Genomic DNA, 19080 nt, shown 5'->3' with positions numbered 1-19080 from the left:
ACTTCACTAAGGCAAGAGGCTCATGAATATAAAAAAGGCAATGGTTTGGTCTTTTCTGGCGGTGATTCTGCCCCTGGTATCAGTGAACTTTGCGTTTGGCACGATTTATAAAACAGTGGATCAGGACGGAAATGTGATCTTTACTGACTCCCGACCTGCGGATCAGCCCAGTGAGGAAGTCAAGTTACGCCCGATTACGCCAATGTCTCCAGCACCGGAGAATAAGCCTGAATTACCAAAACCTGCTCAAAAAGTGAGTAAGAAGCCCTACGGCAGACTGCAGATTATAGAGCCAGCCAATAATGCCACGGTGCGCAACCAGGGAAATTTCACGGTAAAAGTTGTCACAGCACCAAAAATCATTGATGGTCACAAAGTTCGCCTGCTGCTTGATGGCAAGGTGGTGGCGGGCCCCAGGCGAAATTTAACCTTTGAACTTGAGAATGTGGATCGTGGTACCCACAACCTTGCCGTGGAGATCATTGATAACCAGGCCAAAGTCATTCAGTCGTCCAGCAATACGATCCATATCCATCGAACCTTATTCACGCCCGCAGTATCTATAAACCCTCCTGCCTCCTGATGGCTGCACCAAAAAGGGGAGAGTGAGCTATAGGCTTCCCCCCCCCCCACGCTTTCAGACCAGCTCATAGTTTCGCTAGTTTAATCTCCATAAACCTGGTGCTCTGATTATATGAATGCACTATTATGGTGCAATTGCAGTTGGCAAGTTGGAATTAACGTTTGAGCATCTTTTCGATGGTACGCACTGATATGGCCCGAATAGATGAAATATAAGGCAGGTTGGAAGTTTCACGGTAAAAAGTCTGGCTTGCCATCAAGGGTGGTTTGGTTTTTGCATTAACGATAGCCAATACCGTTTCGCATCAGATTCAGGTCAACAGAGCCTGAAATGCACCATAAAAGTAATAACAATACCTGACCATGAAGCAGCTTTTACCTGGCTCTTTAGAAGAGATAATCCCTGAAACAGGAACTATGCAAAACATCATTCTGGATAACCTGAATACCGTGGTGATGGTGCTCGACCGGGAGTTCCGGGTGATGACCCTGAATCCGGCGGCAGAAACCCTGCTGGATACCAGTTTGAAAAGGATTCTGAACCAGCCGGTAACCACGGTGATTCCTGACGAAAACTTCAAGGCTGATCTGGATCGCAGTCTGTCTCAGTATCAAAAGTTTACCCGTCGGGAAACCGACTTTCCCATCAATGGGGAGATGATCAATGTGGATTACAGCATTTCACCCATCACCTGCGGGGAAGCAAGGCTGCTTCTGGAAATCAATCCCCGTGACCGGGTTCAGAAAATTACCCGGGAAGAGTCACTGATCGCCAAGCAGGAAACCTCCAGAATTCTGGTTCGGGGGCTGGCCCATGAAGTAAAAAATCCCCTTGGCGGTATTCGTGGCGCGGCTCAGCTTCTGGCCAGGGAACTGGATGATCAGGGGCTGAAAGAATTTACCGGGATTATTATCCAGGAAGCGGATCGGCTCCGTGACCTGGTCGACCAGATGCTGGGGCCGCTTCAGCCACCAAAAATGGAAGACCTGAACATTCATGAAGTACTTGAAAGGGTGATGCAGTTAATCAATGCCGAAACCGGTGGAGAACTCAGGCTCAAACGAGACTACGATCCAAGTATTCCCGATATACCGGGTGACTTTGAACGAATGATACAGGCCATTTTGAACCTGGTGCGCAATGCCATGCAGGCCATTGATCAGGCCATGCCGCGATCTGAAGGCCTGATCACCCTGAGAACCCGTATTGCAAGACAATTTACCATCGGCACCCAGCGACGGCGGCTGGTTTGTCACTTGTCCATTATTGATAACGGGCCAGGAATTCCGCCTGATCTGATCGACAATATTTTCTACCCCATGATCAGCGGCCGTGCCGATGGAACGGGCCTGGGGTTACCCATGGCACAGTCCATCATCAGTCTGCATCAGGGATTGATTGAGTGTGAGAGTAAGCCGGGTGAAACCATTTTTAACGTGTTCTTGCCCATCACCAGAGAACCGCTTTCGCTGGATATGACACAGGAGTGAGGTATGAGTTTGAGTTCCAAAGTCTGGATCGTGGATGACGACCAGGCAATACGCTGGGTTCTGGAGCGGGCCCTGAATTCAGCCGGTATCGAAACACAATCCTTTGATGCGCCAGAAAAAGTGCTGGCAGCGCTGGAACACAGTGAACCGGAGGCCCTGATCAGTGATGTCCGGATGCCGGGCATGAACGGTTTGCAACTGATGAAGGCGGTTCATGAACGGAAGCCGGATATTCCCGTTATTATCATGACGGCGCACTCGGATCTGGACAGCGCCGTGTCTTCCTACCAGAGCGGAGCATTTGAGTACCTGCCGAAGCCTTTTGATATTGATGAAGCGGTAGCGCTGGTCAAGCGCGGTCAGGAACATCGCCAGCAACAACTGGCTGAGGCAGCGGTTCCGGAGGCCTCCCTGCAACAGGAGGAGTCTACGGAGATTATCGGTGAAGCTCCTGCCATGCAGGAAGTGTTTCGTGCCATTGGCCGCCTGTCGCACTCCAACATTACCGTATTGATTAATGGTGAATCCGGCACCGGTAAAGAGCTGGTGGCCAGGGCACTGCATCGCCACAGCCCCCGGGCGGAGCGATCTTTTATTGCCTTGAATATGGCAGCGATTCCCCGGGACCTGATTGAGTCTGAACTCTTTGGTCACGAAAAAGGTGCATTTACCGGTGCCGGAGGCATGCGTCGTGGGCGTTTTGAACAGGCCGGTGGTGGTACCCTGTTTCTGGATGAAATTGGCGATATGCCCGCCGATACCCAGACCCGCTTACTGCGCGTGTTGGCCGATGGCGAATTTTACCGCGTGGGTGGGCACACGCCGGTTAAAGCCGATGTGCGAATTATTGCAGCGACCCATCAGAACCTTGAAAAACTGGTGGCAGAAGGCAAGTTCCGTGAAGATCTTTTTCACCGACTGAATGTCATCCGGGTACATCTGCCAAAGCTTAAGGATCGTCGTGAAGATATTCCACGACTGGCGCGTTTCTTTCTGGACAAGGCAGGCAAAGAGCTTGAAGTGGAACCGAAAATCCTGCACCCTGAAACGGCCGGTTACATCAGCACTCTGGACTGGCCCGGTAACGTCCGGCAGTTGGAAAACACCTGTCGCTGGTTAACTGTGATGGCCTCTGGCCGTGAAGTGCTGGTCTCTGACCTGCCCCCAGAGTTGATGGATAAGGGAGACAGTGACCTGGGTTCGGTAACCGGCTATGGCAGCTGGCAGCAACTGTTCCGCCAATGGTGTGATCGTGAGCTGGCAGCGGGGCAGGTCGGCATTCTTGATCAGGCGGTGCCTGCCTTTGAAACCATTGTTATTGAATCAGCACTGGCCCATACCGGTGGCCGTAAAAAAGATGCAGCAGAGTTACTGGGATGGGGCCGGAATACGCTTACCCGGAAGATTAAGGAGCTGAACCTGGAGCCTTCAGCGCCTTTGGAAGAGCCCTCAGCGCCTTTGGAAGAAGAGCTGATTGGTTAAGTACCGCAATATCTAAGGGCATAAACGACACGGAGACAAAAAGTTTTTATATCGTATTTCTGTTTCCATGGTTAAAAAGCTTACTCCTGATATAAGGAAATTTTACAGGACATAAGGTCAATAGTACGTCTTTCACACTGCCTATACTGAAAACAGGATGTGGCAGTAAGGCAGTAGCATCATGGAACGGACTCTATCTCTACGCCAGAGAATTGGCGCATTTTTCCTATTTGGTATATTTGCCGTCACTTCGTTGACATACGTTGAAGCAGCGACCCAGGGAAAACCGGGTAACACCTCCACCGGTTCATTTTCTATCACGCTCATTGTTTACCCGTCCTTGCAGTCGCAGGTTGTCATTGTGGATGAGAGTGCAACGGATGAAAACGGTAATCCGGATATTATCCCAACCAGTACGCTGAGTTTTGATCGCCCGGTTTCCCTCTGTGTCTCAGGGCGTGGCTTATCCCAATTCAGCCTGGCCTCCAGCGGTGCCGACGGTGTTGATTTAAGCGTCTCTGAGCCAGCGGGAGAAACCCGGATTACCGGGCAGCCCTCCGCCATATTTGGTGTTGAAAACGACTGCCGTAACAGCAGCAGACAATTGACTGCCCAGCCGGTAGCCGGTTTTCAGGGCTCAAAACAGCCTGCGACGTTATTGATTCAAGCCGAGTAAGGGTAAGTTTCAGGCAACTTAGGCAGTAAAACCCATTTGAGATTATTTTTCGTGGCAATAGAATAGCGGAATATTGTTCATCCCCTGTCGCCTCAAACCTCCCTGGCTTATGCAGCGAAGTTTGGCCCGGGGCAAACCGGAATTGCCATTATATGTTCATGAAACGTCTTGTCCGTGGAGCCTGCCTGCTGGTCACTCTTATCGCCAGCTCACAAGTGCTGGCAACCATGTCTCTTGATCGTATGATCGTCTACTTCAAGCCAGACCAGCTGCCACGGCAGGATGTGGTGGTCTCCAATCCGGATAAAGAAAATCTCTACCTGCAAACTGAAGTGTACAACGTCATCAATCCCGGTACGGAGCAGGAAGAACGTATTCGGGTAACAGACCCCAATGACATCAAACTGCTGGCCACACCGGGAAAAGCCATTATTCCGCCCAATGGCCGTAAAACCGTAAGGTTGGTGAGTCTGGAAACCCCCAAAGATAAAGAGCTGGTCTATCGAGTAACCTTCCGTCCTGTGGTTGGTGACCTGGAAGCCAAACAAACCGCCATCAAACTGCTGGTAGCCTATCAGGCCCTGGTCTTTGTGCGCCCTCAGAACCCTGAGTATAAAGTGGAGGGTAAATTGGATAATGGCAAAATGACGTTTACCAATAGCGGCAATATCAACGTGGTGCTTCGTAATGGAAAATACTGCACCAGTAATGCGCAAGAGAGCTGTACTGACCTGAGCGACGGTACTCGTATTTATGCCGGTGAAAGTTGGGAAATGCCTCTGCCCGAGGGTGCAGCAAAAGGTAAAGGGTTTATTCAGTATGGCCTGTTCGATGGTGAGTTTGAGGAGACTCAGAAGTTCTCTCTGTAAATACAGGCGATTTGTCGCTTGGTGAAGCTCCCGGTGGGATGATTCGAGAGTTCCTTAACAGAACCATCTGGCACCCTGCCGAAATCTTGGGAACAGGATTGCCGGAGACCCGGAAACAAATCAATATAGCTCTCCATGGCAATATGATTCTGATCCACTTTAACGGATAAGGTTTTGAGATCACGGGGCAGTGTCAGCACCACCTGCTCAAGGTCGGCAGTAGCCTTATGGTTGGAAAGCAGCAGGTCCTGATGTTTCTTCATATGGCTGGCCAGGGTATCCACCCCCTTGCTGGTATCCACCTGGTTACGACGCACCTTCCTCACTTCTTCTAATCGGGTCAGGCGGAACTCGTAACGTTCGACGGTCATTATTATCATCCTCATCACTTGCCTGGAGTGTCAAAGCCAGACCAGAGCAGTAGAAATGCAAATATTCAAACTGCTGCCTTTGAGTTACGGTCGGGAGCGGTGTTGTCAGTGCGGCAAAGTAAAGAGCAACGCAAACGAGAAATGAGTTTTGCCGGGCCGTAATGTTTGTGGTAAACAGGCTGTTTGTCAGTTGGTAGTTTTATTCGGTAGTGAGTTGTGAGATTTTCTGTTTTATGGGGAATTCTCCTCTTTCTTTCATTTCAGGTTGATGGATTACAGGGTAGCCGGGTTGAGCAGGGCGGTAACCAGCCATTCATAAATATGCCCGACGATAACTTCAGTGAGGTCTGGAGCGGCGAAGAAACGCTGGTTCTCAAGACATCCTTCTGTCTCACGGTTAGCCCAGGGGATGATATGAAAGAACTCAGATTTGGACCCTTGAGCACCGGCCTCTATAGAAGTGGACTTAATGACAGTTTCATCAGCAAAGTGGTGTTTACCGGCAAAGGCAAGGCGGTAGAAGGAAAAAAAATAGAGCTTCAGCCCGACAGGACTTCAGTAGCAACTATTGCCTCAGGCAGTTCTTCAGGTCCATCCCAGTGTCCTGATTATGAATTTGAACTGCAGATTCATATCGCCAGTAAAAAAATAGAAACGCTTGACTTGCTTGGACTGCAAAAGGCCTGGCTGGACTTCACTGTCGGGCCTCCTAGCCGCCGGGAGTCAAAAATAATCCGGATTGATCTGGATATTAAAACACTGTACCGCATCTCCGGCTTAAGTGATGTTGAGATTACCCCGGAAGATGGTGGCGGCGCATGGTTGTGGAAGGAAATGCTTTTTTGTGTGTATGGTACCCATGGCACTTATTACAGGGTGAGTCTGAAATCCGCCAGACGTCCCCTTGAGGGCTTTTACCTGTCAGACAGTACCAACCGGAACAAAATTTCTTATCGCATCAGTTTAAGGGGGGATGGGAGTTCAAATTGGAGTATTTTTAATGGTCCGGGTAAAAGCAAATATAAATATAAGAGCAGTCGCAGTAAAATCTGTAATGGTTCCACCAATGTCAGGTTACGGGTGGAGATTCTGAAGTCAGATCTTCCGGCACGCAGCGCAGGCAGTTACAGCGATGTTATGGAAATAACCATTGAGCCGTAAAGCAGACACGGAGTTTCAATGTAGTTTGCATTCGTTCCCACGCGGAGCGAGGTTGACCCGAAACCTGCGTCCCGAAACCCGGAAAAATGGTCTTGATGCAGGTCGGTTCGCAGGCGAGCCGACTCGTGGCCTACGCGGTGAGACCCTTTTATGGGTTTTGCGACAACCTCAGGAGCATGGGGACGAGAGAAAAAGTGTCCGGAAAAGTGAAGTAAGGAAAGGGATAAGCCAGATATTAGTATCAGTCTTCTCATAAAGGCTCAACGGTGAGATAAAGTGTGCCTTTGTATACTCCGGCTGGCTTACCATTTATCCATTTATCCAGAACCACAACCCTCACTTTAGTGTTGTTACTATCACTGCAATTTAGCGAGGTACTGCTGTTCTTTGCCTCCAGCCATTTTCCGGGATCGACCTTACTAAGCTTGGACCCATCGCTGGATAAACGCACCCTGTAGGGAATGGTGTTACTGCCATTGGAAAGAAGGAAGGGGGCGTTTGCTTCTGCGCCACCGCTGGCCTTTATACGATAATCAGCGCCCCCTGACACAAACACGCAAAAGGGCTCATCCTGGCGATAGCGATTATTGCCTCGTCTGGTCAGCACCATATCGTCCAACCCGCTGATCTTGACCAGGGTTGGCAAGTTTACCGTGAAATTAACATCAGAATGGTAGCTCGCTGAACCCTGACCGATATCAACGGAAAAGTTACCGCTGTAACTGCCTGGCAGGATACTTTGCAGTTCGGAAGACAGCAGCTCAAACCGAACCCATGCTTGAGAAAAGGGCTGATCTTCACAGGAGGTGGCACCTTGCTGATCCGAAGTCAGATTTCTCGGACCAGGCTCTTCCCAAATGGAGTCGCCACTTACTGGAGCACCACCACGCCACTTAAAAGCAACCGGCAATGTATTATTACCATTTCTTAAGACAAAATCGTCACCTGCCGTATCGCCATCCACCTGCACATCAAACGGTAAACGACTCCAGGCGTTGATATCACTGTTAGCAGAGGGTTTTGTATAGGAAAGAATACAATATTGCTGTTCGCCGTAAATCACAGAGCTGTTATTCATGATCTCTTCTGTCTGAATCGTGATTTCCTGGTCTTCCAGCCCAATCACGTCAGTGCAGCGTTCACTGTTTCCGGAAAGTGAGCTGCATTCCAAAGTAGCAAAAGAGAGAGGGACCCATAGAGTGAAAACGATAGGGGGAAAGCACTTTAGAACGATCGAGAAAATATCATACAACATAACTGATTACTGTCAGTGCCATCACTTCGCTCATACTGAGATAAAAGATGGCCAGACCCTGTTTTATTATTCTAACGTCTGACTGATGTTACAGACTCTATAGAGTTGGAAACCAGCCTTATCAGATCAGGCTTATATACAAGGAGCTAATGTGACGGATTTTTCACCCAAAATCCATCCGGTCAAACAGCGTCGTATAACAAAGTGGAGATTGATGATGGCTGGTTAGTCCGGAGTCACCGTAAATGTCATCGTATCGATGTAAGTGCCTGCTGGCTTATTAATATCTGGCACTATCACCTCTACGATCATGTTTGTTGATGAACATTGATAGTCATCGGTGGCTGAAAACCCCTCTTGGTCACTATTTTTATCGTAAGACTTACTGGTTGCTTTGGAGTCTGTAACTGTAAGTTCATAGTTGATGTAATTGTTATCTCCATTTTTCAGAGCGAATTTTTGTTCAGGCCGACTGGTTCCAGTCAGGCTGGATGCTTCCAGTGAAAATGTATTAGAACCCATGGCATAAACACAGAACCGGTGGCTACCTTTGGCAGAGTTTCCACTGGGAATAAGGGGAATATTGCCCAGTTGTGATATTTGAATAACAGGCAATATCCTAAGTGTGACCTCAAATTCCATCCAGGCTGGACCAAGGCTTTTACCGTCCATAGTGGACTCAGAACTAAACCGGAAAAGGCTGCGATAGTTTCCTGTCATTCCAGTTTTCAGGATGTCTTCCCGGCGAACAGTCGCAGTAATAATCAGCTCATTATTTCTGCACAGGCTAAACCCATTATTGCCAGTCAGGGTGATCGACTGCCCTGGTTTAAATTCAGTTTTATCCTGGGGGGCTCTACCCGCAACAGATTCGATTTCAAGGGTTACAGGTACAGAATGGCCGCCATTTTTCAAGATATATTTGCTATCAGATGCGGGGCCATAAATACTGACTTGCGGATCAAACATTGTACGAGGTCTGCCTTCTAAATAGGCAATGGTACAAAACTGACTTTTACCGCTGGTTTCGGTATTTCCGGGAACAGACTTCTGGCCATTCCAGTCAGGCAAAGGCAGCATATCGGGAAGGCGCTTCACTTTAACCCAGTAGTTACCGTCCTGATCACAGTTGTTGCCAACACAGTCTCTATCACCATAGGCCGTTGTTACTTGAAAAGCGGTAATGCAGAAAAGAAAGAACAGGCAAGTTGAGAGAGGTTTTGCCTTTTTTTTATAGGTTTGTGTGACAACAGCGCTCACAGTATGTCCTGATAAATAGGGATTGGTTGGTTATGTTTCCAGATTTTGACAGCCTGTAGCGTTCTGCAGGCTGACTAACGGGTAGAAATGACATTATTCGTCAATAGCATTTCGCCCGGTAATCGCCAGCTGGCCCTCCAGCAACGGTGCACACTGGGCATCGGCAAGATCTATGGTGCCCATCTGCAATACATAACCGGCATTCAGTGGTTTAACCGGTAGCTGACAGAGCCAGCCATTGTTCAGTTCTACCTGCAGGTTACCGACATCGGAACGGGTTTCCAATTGGAACATACCGATATCGTCTGTACTGCCAGGGAAGAGGCCCCCGTTAATACGGGCACCTTCCAGTGGCAGACCGTTAAACAGTAGTCGTCCAAACAGCAGCTGCAGGGGAATCGCTTCGTAATCCAGAGTCACCACATTGCCAGGGTAGAGGGTGACAGTTTTTTCCCGCTCATCAAAGCTGTAAAGGGTTTCACCGGCCGGACTCAGGCTGACCCGGTATTGCTCGTAGGGTGACAGGGCAATAATGGATGGGGAGCCGGCAATGGCATAACCACGACGCTGGCCATTTACCTTTACGTCAAATACATCACCGGGGCGGCCATCCAGATTCACCACCAGGGCGCTCTCGGCACGCTCTTCACCACCCAGGGCAAACACTTCACCGTCCGTCAGGAAGCTGGTGCTCATACTGCCGCCCCAGGAGGTGATACTGCTGTCACTGCTGCGGGTATGGCTGGCACTGAAGCTGGCCCGGCCATAGTGGTTGGCGTACTGCACGCTGCCATCCATACGTTCATCACCGGTGCCGCCTTCAACGCCGGCATTAAACCGCAGATCACCATCCAGCAGATCGCCATCATCCCAGGAGGTAGAAATCCGCAGTCGTTCAGAACGGTCAGTTACCCCATCGCGCTTGCTGATTTCAGCCCGTGGCGTGGCCCGGAAGTCCCAGTGGTCATCACGATAACGGAAACTGAAGCTGATCAGGCCAATTCTGGTATCTCTGGATTTGCCCAGGCTCAGGGTCATATCGCCATCGTAATCAAAGGTGCGGAACAGGGTACGGCGATAGTCCAGGCTGTGAGTTCGGGTCGGGTCCAGCGGGTCACTATTGTCGTCAAAGCCCTGGTTCAGGCTGTAACGGTAGCCCAGGCTGCCATCGAACAGGGGCATGGAAGCGGAAAGCGAGTGCTGCTCAAAGGCGTTGCCAAACAGGCCGGGGATGTCATTGCCATCATCATCAACATCATCAGTCAGTGACTTATTGTGCCATAAACGACGATAGTTGCCTGAAAAGGATAAGTCTCCCAGGCTCAGACGACTGTTGACAGTAAAACCCTTGCTGCCATTATCCGCCAGCATCAGCGATGGTGAGATCTCATAACGGTAGCCAAAGTGGTAAAGCCCGAACTCCATCAGGGCGTCGTCATTATTGATGGCCACCGCACCTGTGGCGGCCAGAGTATCAAGCACCCGACGGTTGGCTCCGGCGCGGGTCAGCCATTGTTCCGTCAGCTCTGGCAGGGCTTTATCCGCTTGACGGTTCACCACCCGGCCGGTTTCCATAAAGAACAGCCATTCGCCGCTGGGTGGAATCTGGCTCTGCTTGGCAAAGAAGCGGGTTTCCGTGGTGGTCCGATTGCCGCTTTCATCGAGAATACGAATTTCAATATCGTAAGCGCCACTGGGAAAGCTGCTGGTATCCAGCTGCTGGGAACCTGCCTCGAAGAACTCGCTGTCGATCAGTCGGTCATCCTTGCGCACTTCCACCCGGCCACGGGTGGGCAGGAACACGGCCACCGGCATACCACCGGAGAAGTCCAGGTCTTCCCGGGTATTGTTGGAACTGTTAATTCGCAGGCCGACCATCGGCTGGTCAGAGGTCAGGTTGAAGCCAAAACCGCTGGTGGATAACAGACCAGCGTTGTATTCAACCCCTTCAAAGTCCCGCTGACCGTACAACTGATTGACGGAGAAGTGGTTGGTATCGGAATAGTCCCAGCTCCAGTAGAGGCTGTTCTCTTCCCGGGCGGCCATGGTCAGGCCATTGAGTGTATAGCTGTTATCGCTGCCCTCGGCTGTGGAGCCGGAAACCGCCGCAGAAAAGTTCTGCATCAGGGCAAAGCCCGCATCGGAAGGGGGCAGGTATTTGCGCACATCGGCGGCGCGGGTCAGCATAAAACGACGGTTGATGAATATATCCACACGGAAGCGGGATTCGTCAAAGATTACCCCGGCCACCCGCGTTTCCAGGATACCGCAGTTTTGTGATGAATCATTCAGGCACACCCGATCACTATGGCTGTTCAGTTCGCCGGTCAGGGTGCTGACAATCAGGGTTGGGTCATTCAGATTACCGATCTGGCGCACCAGCTCAGCGGGGTTGGGCAGTTCAATAATGCCGGGGCTGAACGAGGCCAGCTGGGAGCCGATATAGCGGTTGCCGAAATAGATATCCACCAGGGATTGCTGGGTGCTGCTGAGATCTTCAAACCCGGCGGGTGGGTTGGTGGCGGCAAGAAAAATAGGGTCGGCAGCAAGTGCCATTTGGCTGCAAGCGCACATGGAAAATACAAAAAACAATCTAGCGATGTACTGCCAACGACGCATAATAGGTGGTCTTATCCTGGTTGTTTAACCACAAAGATGCTGAAAATTGCTCCAGTATTTTCAGCGTTTTCACGATCCCTGGCGGTGGCACAGGGATCTCAGAGTTTATATTCTCGTTCCCACGCTCTGCGTGGGAACGAGGCCAGCGAACCGGCCTACCTTTGTTTCAAGAATCAAGACCTGACCCTTGTTTTTTGCTTGTTTTTTCTTGTTTTTCTGACCCTGGTTTCTCTTACTTGACTCCAGTTTTTGGGTATGCATTCCCACGGGGAACCGTGGGAATGAGGTCAGATTGGGAATACAGTTACAGTAACTGTGTCACTAAATACACCTGTTCCCTTTGTGCCTTTAACTTGAACTGTAAGGTCTACAGCATTGTAAGTAGAGCCATCAGCACAAGAAGTTGTATCTACAGCATCAGATGAATCTTGTGTTGTGTAGCCCACAGTACTGAATTCACCAGAGTCAAGCTCAGATGCACCACTACCCCAGACTGATTCTTTTGCGTTAGAGGTGTCAGTTATGGAAACAGAATAGTTAGCACCATTTTCGGTTGGAGTGCCTAATTTGAAACTTCCTTCCACACTGAGCCTGACAGTATTATTAGTGTCATTATTTTTGACGCATAGATTCATAGCAGGCGACTTGTCATTACCTGTAAAGTACAAATCATTAAAGCCCCATATTTGTACAATTTGCCCAAGGCTAAGTTTAATATCAAAAGTTCCCTCAGATGTTGCCCCGAGACTTCCTTGAGTTTCGGCCATAGAAGCATTAGACCCCAACAACCCCAAAGAAACCGCCGTCGTCAGCGCCAATGTCTTTAATTTTTTCATTATTTTGCCCTCACGCAGTGGTTAACTGCTGTTTTCTTATGGTTACATTATTATACGGTGACGTTTAATTTGTGAGCGGGAAAAAGGGAAGTGCTCAGGGTGAAGAGTGAATGGTTACCAAGGTATGCCCAGCTCGCCAAGCCCAACCATTCACTGTTTACAGTTAACAATTCACTCACTCTTTCCGTAAACCCAGCCACAAACCTTCTCAAGTCAACACCGGAAAATGTTTATTTTACGACCAAAGTCTTTTTCTGCATTCACACAGACTAAAAGCATTTGGTCAGTCATTATATTTAGCCGCGATTTTTCAACATTCCGGAATTATACACAAGCTTTTTGTGACTTATATCAAATAAGTTTTCTAACCATCGGTTTTTACGAGTATGCAGTACTCAAGCATCTGTGCCTTGTGAATAATTGACAATTTTATGCTCGCGCAATGTGTCTCAATACCTATCATTTGATGATGTTTTACTGCCGCTTCTTCACGCTTGGGGTATTGCCTATTCCCATCCAACTTATGAGCAACGGCATTATGCCAATGCCACCGGGATGGTTTCTGAATGGCTGGCTGTTTGAGACTCAATTATCGCTATTTGGCGTCACAGAAATGTCATGCTCTTGGTCGGGGAGCGCTGTTACTCCCCGGCGTTTACCAATCTGACCTGATAACCGGGGAAGACAGCATCAACCGAGACAATCCAGGCCTTCTGCCTGAGCCTGGGCAACCAACAGGCGGTCAAACGGGTCTTTGTGAATCATGGGAAGCAAGCCGGACAGTTCGGTATGGTGGGGGTGGATAGAAAGCGGCGAAAAACCTTCATCTTCAAGGCAAGATGCCAGCTTAGCAAGGCAGTAAGTTTACCAATCCTTTTTTTATGGCGATTTGAAGCATGTTGGCTGTTGGCTGTTGGCTGTTGGCCGAAACAGTTGCTGCACTTAAGCTTATCGGGCAGCGGGAGGCGAACCCAACTCAACTAATGCCCTCCAACACCCAGATACTCTATCATTGACACTCTGTCATCTATTGGATCTGCCCATGCTTGATGTTGTCCTCTACCAGCCGGAAATCCCCCCCAATACCGGTAATATTATCCGTCTCTGTGCCAATACCGGATTTCGTCTGCATTTGATAGAACCCCTGGGCTTTGAGCTGGATGATCAGCGATTGAAACGGGCGGGTCTGGATTACCATGAGTTTGCCGAGCTGAAGATTTATCCGGACTACTCAAGTTTTCTGGAATCCGTCAAACCAGGCCGGGTGCTGGCTCTGAGCACCAAGGGAACCACTAATTACAGCTGCTGCACCTTTCGAGAAGGGGATGCCCTGCTGTTTGGCCCGGAAACCCGTGGCCTGCCAGCAGAGATTCTTGACTCTTTGCCGAAAGAGCAGGTGCTGAGATTACCCATGCTCCCGGACAGTCGGAGCCTGAACCTGTCCAATACCGTGGCGGTGATGGTTTATGAAGCCTGGCGGCAGATGGGGTTTATTGGTGGGCGGTAGTATACGGTTTCAATGTATTTGATGGGTTCTCTCTATCAATGACGCCCAAACTCCGTTCGTCCTGAGCGGAGTCGAAGGACGCAAACTCCATACCCTGAGGACTGTCCCAATCACCCTTCGACTCCGCTCAGGATGAACGGGGATAATAGACATCAAACTCATTGAAACCATGTACTAAGACCCGAAAGGCCAGAAGTTTTTATCCACCGTTTGCTGGAAACTCCAGGGGCACTGTTTTGGAAATGAGTTAACTGGCAGATTGGTTTCATCATGAGCATCTTCCACGGCTCGTTGATATGCGACAGACAACATTTCGTTAAGTTTGCTTTTCAGCCCCGGGGAGTCCATTAATAAACGCTCAATCTGCTTTCTTTGTTCTTTTATGGTTATTACAGCGGAGGCAAAGGGGAGGGGGGCAGGAAAAGGAAGCCGACTTCAGAAAGAAGTCGGCTAAGCATTAATCAGTTAACAGCTTCCGGCTGCTGCTTGGCAGACTGCTGTTCGCGGGCCTGCATATACAGCGCGTCGAAGTTTACTGGTGCCAGCATAAGCGGAGGGAAGCTGCCGCGCAGTACCAGGTTGTCGATGGCTTCGCGGGCATAGGGGAACAGGATATTCGGGCAGAAGGCACCCAGGGTACGGTGCAGTTCTTCTTCATCCAGACCTTTGGCCAGGAAGACGCCTGCCTGATGCACTTCAGTCACGAAAGCGGTTTCCTTCTTATCTGAAGGGTTGTTGCCGGAACCATTTTCCACGGTTACCGTCAGGGACAGAACCACTTCGTACAGACCTTCTTCAAGAGGGCGGTTGCTGGTGCTCAGGTCCAGTTTGACTTCTGGCTGCCACTGCTTCTGAAAGATCTCAGGGGCCTTTGGTGATTCAAAGGAGATGTCTTTCGTGTAGATTCGCTGCAACGCAAACTGCGGAGCCTGCTGTTGTTGAGAAGCCTGCTGATGATTTTCAGCCATTGTCATTTCCTTACTTTTGATGAGCTAATGATAAGCCAAGCGAATAACGCATTTTGGTAATGATCGTGCAGATTGTCCAGCCAGAGCCTATTTTCGGACCACTGGCAGGTTGTCAGAGGCCCAGGTGGACATACCACCCTGTAGTCTGACCACATTGGCAAAGCCCTCGGTTTTCAGGGTTTTGCCAACACTGCCGCTGTGCTGCCCCATGGCATCCACCACAATAATGGTCTTTTCGCGGTATTTCTCCAGTTCACCGGCACGCTCCTTGATTTTTGTATAAGGAACGTTAATGGCGTTGACGATATGACCTTTGGAAAAATCTGCCTTTTCCCGGACGTCGATCACCACGCCCTGGTCCTGGTTGACCATCTGGGTCAGCTGGGCGGTGGAAACGCTTTGCCCACCCTTGCGCATTTCAGTAAAGGCCAAAGCGCTGGCCAGCGCCACCAGTGCACCAACGTGCAGGGGATGGTTAATGATAAACTCGATGAATTGTTCCATGCCGACAAGCTGTCAATCTATCAATTGAAAGGTGGCAAGTATACTGATCCCGTCTCAGGAAAGTAAGGGAATGACGACGGAAAAAGTGCTGGCCGACTTTTTGTGCGCCTTTTGTTATGCACGGTGCGTTAGTACAAAAAGCCACCGCCAACTAAAATGACTCCATAAACGCTGTCGGTGATATTTGTGCGGAAAGTTTCAGGAAATTGCAGAGACTTCCAGAGGATATCGCCGGTTGACGCCCCCTGGTGTGATAGTTTGCGCTGTTCACTCAAGAGCAGGCATTGTACTGGAAACCGGCGGCAAAGCAGGTAGAATGCCAACCATTCCACTCACCATAAGGTTGGTTCAAGAGATCGCGCTGATAAGTCAGACATTCAGCCTCTTCACCAGCCTTCCCGTTCGCCAAGGTTAAGACCCATGACTGATAAGCGCACACCTACCGCCCTGATCATCCTTGATGGTTACGGCTACCGTGAAGAAAAAGACAGCAACGCCATTCTGGCCGCCAAAACGCCGGTAATGGATCGTCTGTGGCAAGAGAACCCGCACAGCTTCGTTTCCGGTTCCGGAATGGACGTTGGCCTGCCCGATGGCCAGATGGGTAACAGTGAAGTTGGCCATATGAACCTGGGTGCAGGCCGCGTGGTTTACCAGGAACTGACCCGCATTACCAAAGCCATCCGGGACGGTGACTTCTATGAGAATGAGGTGATTACCAGCGTTGTGGATAAAGCCATTCATGCCGGTAAAGCCGTTCATATTATGGGACTGGTATCTCCGGGTGGTGTTCACAGCCATGAAGACCATATCCATGCCATGGTTGAACTGGCTGACCGTCGTGGTGCCAAAGAAGTCTATGTTCATGCCTTCCTGGATGGCCGTGATACACCACCGCGCAGCGCTGAATCGTCTCTGGCAAAGCTGGATGCCATGTTGCAGGAAAAAGGCATTGGCCGTGTTGCCAGCCTGATTGGCCGTTACTACGCCATGGACCGTGACAACCGCTGGGACCGTGTCCAGCAGGCTTATGACCTGATCACCGATGGCAAGGCCGAGTTCACTGCCGCAACCGCAGTTGAAGGCTTGCAAGCTGCTTATGAGCGTGACGAAAACGACGAGTTTGTTAAAGCCACCGTGATTGGTGCTGAAGCAGCCCGGCTGAACGATGGCGACGCACTGGTATTTATGAACTTCCGTGCTGACCGAGCCCGCGAAATCACCCGTGCCTTTGTTGATCAGGACTTCGATGGCTTCCAGCGCAGCCGTGTGGCCGATCTGGCCGGTTTTGTGATGCTGACGCAGTACTCTGCAGACATTGATGCCCCCTGTGCCTTCCCGCCCAGCGAACTGGTGAACACGCTGGGTGAATACATGGAGAAACTGGGCAAAACCCAGCTCCGTATTGCGGAAACCGAGAAGTACGCACACGTGACCTTTTTCTTCAGCGGTGGTCGTGAAGAGCCGTTTGATGGCGAGAAACGAGTGCTGGTGGCCTCACCAAAAGTCGCTACCTACGACCTGCAGCCAGAGATGAGTGCTCCGGAAGTCACCGATCGTCTGATTCAGGAAATCCGCAGTGGCGAGCACGACCTGATCATCTGTAACTACGCAAACTGCGACATGGTTGGCCATACCGGTGATTTCAACGCAGCGGTCAAAGCGGTGGAAGCGGTAGACGCGAGCATTGGCCGTGTGCTGGAAGCCCTGGAAGAAGTCGGTGGTCAGTGCCTGATTACCGCGGACCATGGTAATGCCGAACAGATGGAAGACCCGACCACCGGTCAGGCTCACACTGCCCACACCTGTGAGCTGGTACCACTGGTGTATGCTGGACCGCAAAGCATTCAGCTGAAGGATGGTATTTTGTCTGACCTGGCACCCAGCCTGCTGGCGCTGATGGGTTTGGAACAGCCTGCCGAGATGTCAGGAAAATCCCTGCTGGTTAAGTAAGCTGCTCTGTTTTTTCGATCAGAGTCTGAAGATAAGTGACAGGCTTATCTTCAGATGTTGTCGGATACCACAGGTTAAATGCCTTCACGTCGGTTTCTGTCAGGATAGTGATGGCTTTGATGATATTGCGTCGGGTGAGAGGGGCGGCCAGAATCAGGTTCTACCGCCGAAGAATGCCTCTGAGTCGGCACTGGCTGTGTATGCAGGTTTCGATTGAGTTCTACATTAGATGATACGACGGTACGCAGTACTTGCACAGTTTGTTGATCAGGGAGAGATGTGGCCAGTAAAAGATCATCAACATAGGGAATCTCGGTAAAACCCTGCTCCAGTAAAGCATCCGGACAGAATTTACTTAATTTATCCGGAGTAGTTTGAAAAGTTGTCTGTTTATATTGAGTCACTTCTCTATAACAAACTGATATTGTCGGCTGGGACGGACATGAAGGGCTGTCATCCTTTGGCTGTGAAGTGGCCTGAGGCATGAACGAAGTAGGTTGGGCCGATGCACACGGCAGACCGTTTGCAGTCTTGGTGGGCGTTGAAGAATGGCTTGGCTGGGTAGTAGGTGAAAATGGTGGTTGTTGAGGCCTGTCTGGCATCGATGTCTGCGAAAATTGGTCGGGCATTGAATATTTGCCTGACTGACCAAAATAGGAATTAAAATTATTCATCGGTAGCGTACCTTTAAATCTTTTATCAAGTTATTTCGGTCTCACGATTTTTACAAAGTACCATAATAGATGAATATTTATTTTTAGTTTGATTTTAAATTCGAAAAGAAACATTTATTTCATTTGCAGTGGTTATCAAAGAACTGAGGAGTTGTTCAGATCCCTGTCAGTAAAGACAGGGATCTGAAAGGCACTGATCGATCAGGAAACAATATCCAACAGTTCCACTTCAAAAACCAGCGTCGTATATGGACCGATGGCACCACCGGCTCCACGCTCACCATAAGCCAGGTGATAAGGAACAAACAGCTTCCACTTGGAACCCACGCTCATCATTTGCAGCGCTTCCGTCCATCCGGCAATCACACCGGATACCGGAAATTCTGCAGGCTCTCCCCGTTGCACGGAGCTGTCGAATACGGTTCCGTCAATCAGTGTGCCATGGTAATGGGTTCTTACCGTGCTGGTACGGGTTGGTTTTTCGCCATCGCCTTCGGCCATTATTTCAAACTGCAGGCCGGATTCCGTGACCTGAACACCTTCACGTTTGGCATTTTCCGCCAGGAACTGTTCACCTTCGGCAGCAAGCACCCGAGCCTTTTCTGCTTCTTCTGCCTGCAGGCGTGTTTGCATTTCAGTAAAGGCTGCGTGCAGATCTTCGTGGGCAACAGCGCTTTCGACACCGTTCAGGGCATCTGCAAGGCCAGCCAGAACCGCATCAATCGATAAGCCCGCGATGGGGTTGGAGGCCAGCTGATCACCCATCTGGCGACCAATACCGTAGCTGACCCGCTCTTCCATGGTTTGGTAAATATCAGACATTAATTATCAACTTCTTTAGGAATTAAGCGTGGGAGTATATCACGATTAGC

The 19080-nt window shown here is 50.0% G+C and carries 19 protein-coding genes; 8 read left to right on the top strand and 11 right to left on the bottom strand.

Annotated features, from left to right (window positions below; translation table 11 throughout):
* The first annotated feature begins 22 nt into the window (after nt 1–22).
* From ACO6V1_RS03285 to ACO6V1_RS03265, 5 genes are all read left to right on the top strand, one after another.
* Nucleotides 23–583, top strand: coding sequence for a DUF4124 domain-containing protein (locus tag ACO6V1_RS03285; RefSeq protein ID WP_422465795.1), 561 nt, complete (start codon nt 23–25; stop codon nt 581–583).
* Between the two features lie 416 nt (nt 584–999).
* Nucleotides 1000–2073 carry a nitrogen regulation protein NR(II) gene (gene glnL, locus ACO6V1_RS03280; protein ID WP_422465793.1) on the top strand — a complete coding sequence of 358 codons (1074 nt, stop codon included), beginning with the start codon at nt 1000–1002 and terminating at the stop codon, nt 2071–2073.
* A gap of 3 nt (nt 2074–2076) precedes the next feature.
* Nucleotides 2077–3555: a nitrogen regulation protein NR(I) gene (gene glnG, locus ACO6V1_RS03275; RefSeq protein WP_422449927.1), complete on the top strand. Its 1479-nt coding sequence runs from the start codon at nt 2077–2079 to the stop codon at nt 3553–3555.
* A 181-nt stretch (nt 3556–3736) separates the two neighbouring features.
* A complete protein-coding gene (locus tag ACO6V1_RS03270) occupies nt 3737–4231 on the top strand; it encodes a hypothetical protein (protein ID WP_422449928.1) in 495 nt (164 codons plus the stop codon).
* Between the two features lie 152 nt (nt 4232–4383).
* Nucleotides 4384–5100, top strand: coding sequence for a molecular chaperone (locus tag ACO6V1_RS03265; protein ID WP_422449929.1), 717 nt, complete (start codon nt 4384–4386; stop codon nt 5098–5100).
* On the opposite strand, the gene ACO6V1_RS03260 is transcribed toward ACO6V1_RS03265, so the two are convergent.
* Nucleotides 5082–5471 (bottom strand): hypothetical protein, encoded by a 390-nt coding sequence (locus ACO6V1_RS03260; protein WP_422449930.1) that lies wholly within the window; start codon nt 5469–5471, stop codon nt 5082–5084. The genes ACO6V1_RS03265 and ACO6V1_RS03260 overlap by 19 nt on opposite strands.
* A 414-nt stretch (nt 5472–5885) precedes the next feature.
* On the opposite strand from ACO6V1_RS03260, the gene ACO6V1_RS03255 reads away from it, so the two are divergent.
* The gene (locus tag ACO6V1_RS03255; RefSeq protein WP_422449931.1) at nt 5886–6632 is read left to right on the top strand and encodes a hypothetical protein; all 747 of its coding nucleotides are present in this window, start codon (nt 5886–5888) and stop codon (nt 6630–6632) included.
* A 250-nt stretch (nt 6633–6882) separates the two neighbouring features.
* On the opposite strand, the gene ACO6V1_RS03250 is transcribed toward ACO6V1_RS03255, so the two are convergent.
* The 4 genes from ACO6V1_RS03250 to ACO6V1_RS03235 all read right to left on the bottom strand — a co-directional run bounded on the left by ACO6V1_RS03250 (nt 6883) and on the right by ACO6V1_RS03235 (nt 12602).
* Nucleotides 6883–7710, bottom strand: coding sequence for a hypothetical protein (locus ACO6V1_RS03250; protein WP_422449932.1), 828 nt, complete (start codon nt 7708–7710; stop codon nt 6883–6885).
* Between the two features lie 402 nt (nt 7711–8112).
* On the bottom strand, nt 8113–9147 hold the full coding sequence (locus tag ACO6V1_RS03245; RefSeq protein WP_422449933.1) for a hypothetical protein: 1035 nt from the start codon (nt 9145–9147) through the stop codon (nt 8113–8115).
* A 93-nt stretch (nt 9148–9240) separates the two neighbouring features.
* A complete protein-coding gene (locus ACO6V1_RS03240) occupies nt 9241–11703 on the bottom strand; it encodes a TcfC E-set like domain-containing protein (protein ID WP_422465791.1) in 2463 nt (820 codons plus the stop codon).
* Nucleotides 11704–12053: 350 nt separating this feature from the next.
* Nucleotides 12054–12602: a hypothetical protein gene (locus tag ACO6V1_RS03235; RefSeq protein WP_422449935.1), complete on the bottom strand. Its 549-nt coding sequence runs from the start codon at nt 12600–12602 to the stop codon at nt 12054–12056.
* Nucleotides 12603–13644: 1042 nt separating this feature from the next.
* On the opposite strand from ACO6V1_RS03235, the gene trmL reads away from it, so the two are divergent.
* Nucleotides 13645–14109 (top strand): tRNA (uridine(34)/cytosine(34)/5-carboxymethylaminomethyluridine(34)-2'-O)-methyltransferase TrmL, encoded by a 465-nt coding sequence (gene trmL / locus ACO6V1_RS03230; protein WP_422465789.1) that lies wholly within the window; start codon nt 13645–13647, stop codon nt 14107–14109.
* A gap of 174 nt (nt 14110–14283) precedes the next feature.
* Here trmL and ACO6V1_RS03225 read toward each other — a convergent pair whose 3' ends face one another.
* From ACO6V1_RS03225 to ACO6V1_RS03210, 4 genes are all read right to left on the bottom strand, one after another.
* Nucleotides 14284–14493, bottom strand: a complete 210-nt coding sequence (locus tag ACO6V1_RS03225) for a DUF29 domain-containing protein (RefSeq protein WP_422465817.1) — start codon at nt 14491–14493, stop codon at nt 14284–14286.
* A 77-nt stretch (nt 14494–14570) separates the two neighbouring features.
* Entirely contained in the window at nt 14571–15077 is a 507-nt protein-coding gene (secB, locus tag ACO6V1_RS03220) for a protein-export chaperone SecB (protein ID WP_241693370.1), read from the bottom strand.
* Between the two features lie 87 nt (nt 15078–15164).
* Nucleotides 15165–15581, bottom strand: a complete 417-nt coding sequence (locus tag ACO6V1_RS03215; RefSeq protein WP_422449938.1) for a rhodanese-like domain-containing protein — start codon at nt 15579–15581, stop codon at nt 15165–15167.
* Between the two features lie 271 nt (nt 15582–15852).
* The gene (locus ACO6V1_RS03210) at nt 15853–15990 is read right to left on the bottom strand and encodes a hypothetical protein (RefSeq protein WP_422465787.1); all 138 of its coding nucleotides are present in this window, start codon (nt 15988–15990) and stop codon (nt 15853–15855) included.
* A gap of 11 nt (nt 15991–16001) precedes the next feature.
* Between ACO6V1_RS03210 and gpmM the strand changes: the two genes are divergently transcribed.
* Nucleotides 16002–17534: a 2,3-bisphosphoglycerate-independent phosphoglycerate mutase gene (gene gpmM, locus ACO6V1_RS03205; protein ID WP_422465785.1), complete on the top strand. Its 1533-nt coding sequence runs from the start codon at nt 16002–16004 to the stop codon at nt 17532–17534.
* A 74-nt stretch (nt 17535–17608) separates the two neighbouring features.
* Here the strand turns inward: gpmM and ACO6V1_RS03200 are convergent, their stop codons facing one another.
* Complete coding sequence (locus ACO6V1_RS03200) at nt 17609–18208, bottom strand: hypothetical protein (protein ID WP_422465783.1); 600 nt, start codon at nt 18206–18208, stop codon at nt 17609–17611.
* Nucleotides 18209–18409: 201 nt separating this feature from the next.
* On the bottom strand, nt 18410–19030 hold the full coding sequence (locus ACO6V1_RS03195) for an FKBP-type peptidyl-prolyl cis-trans isomerase (RefSeq protein WP_422449941.1): 621 nt from the start codon (nt 19028–19030) through the stop codon (nt 18410–18412).
* Between the last annotated feature and the right edge of the window lie 50 nt (nt 19031–19080).

The sequence above is a fragment of the Endozoicomonas sp. ALC013 genome, assembly GCF_049310205.1.
GTDB lineage: Bacteria > Pseudomonadota > Gammaproteobacteria > Pseudomonadales > Endozoicomonadaceae > Endozoicomonas.
Note: the sequence above shows the minus strand (reverse complement) of the source record. Positions and strands in the feature narration are given on the sequence as shown.

Excerpts from the sequence above, each read along its gene's own strand:
- ACO6V1_RS03270 (WP_422449928.1), top strand. The coding sequence starts at position 3,737 with ATGGAACGGACTCTATCTCTACGCCAGAGAATTGGCGCATTTTTCCTA.
- ACO6V1_RS03260 (WP_422449930.1), bottom strand. The coding sequence starts at position 5,471 with ATGACCGTCGAACGTTACGAGTTCCGCCTGACCCGATTAGAAGAAGTG.
- ACO6V1_RS03195 (WP_422449941.1), bottom strand. The coding sequence starts at position 19,030 with ATGTCTGATATTTACCAAACCATGGAAGAGCGGGTCAGCTACGGTATT.
- ACO6V1_RS03250 (WP_422449932.1), bottom strand. The coding sequence starts at position 7,710 with ATGAATAACAGCTCTGTGATTTACGGCGAACAGCAATATTGTATTCTT.
- ACO6V1_RS03255 (WP_422449931.1), top strand. The coding sequence starts at position 5,886 with ATGAAAGAACTCAGATTTGGACCCTTGAGCACCGGCCTCTATAGAAGT.
- ACO6V1_RS03200 (WP_422465783.1), bottom strand. The coding sequence starts at position 18,208 with ATGAATAATTTTAATTCCTATTTTGGTCAGTCAGGCAAATATTCAATG.
- ACO6V1_RS03265 (WP_422449929.1), top strand. The coding sequence starts at position 4,384 with ATGTTCATGAAACGTCTTGTCCGTGGAGCCTGCCTGCTGGTCACTCTT.
- glnG (WP_422449927.1), top strand. The coding sequence starts at position 2,077 with ATGAGTTTGAGTTCCAAAGTCTGGATCGTGGATGACGACCAGGCAATA.
- ACO6V1_RS03215 (WP_422449938.1), bottom strand. The coding sequence starts at position 15,581 with ATGGAACAATTCATCGAGTTTATCATTAACCATCCCCTGCACGTTGGT.
- secB (WP_241693370.1), bottom strand. The coding sequence starts at position 15,077 with ATGGCTGAAAATCATCAGCAGGCTTCTCAACAACAGCAGGCTCCGCAG.
- gpmM (WP_422465785.1), top strand. The coding sequence starts at position 16,002 with ATGACTGATAAGCGCACACCTACCGCCCTGATCATCCTTGATGGTTAC.
- ACO6V1_RS03235 (WP_422449935.1), bottom strand. The coding sequence starts at position 12,602 with ATGAAAAAATTAAAGACATTGGCGCTGACGACGGCGGTTTCTTTGGGG.
- glnL (WP_422465793.1), top strand. The coding sequence starts at position 1,000 with ATGCAAAACATCATTCTGGATAACCTGAATACCGTGGTGATGGTGCTC.
- ACO6V1_RS03240 (WP_422465791.1), bottom strand. The coding sequence starts at position 11,703 with ATGGCACTTGCTGCCGACCCTATTTTTCTTGCCGCCACCAACCCACCC.
- ACO6V1_RS03285 (WP_422465795.1), top strand. The coding sequence starts at position 23 with ATGAATATAAAAAAGGCAATGGTTTGGTCTTTTCTGGCGGTGATTCTG.
- trmL (WP_422465789.1), top strand. The coding sequence starts at position 13,645 with ATGCTTGATGTTGTCCTCTACCAGCCGGAAATCCCCCCCAATACCGGT.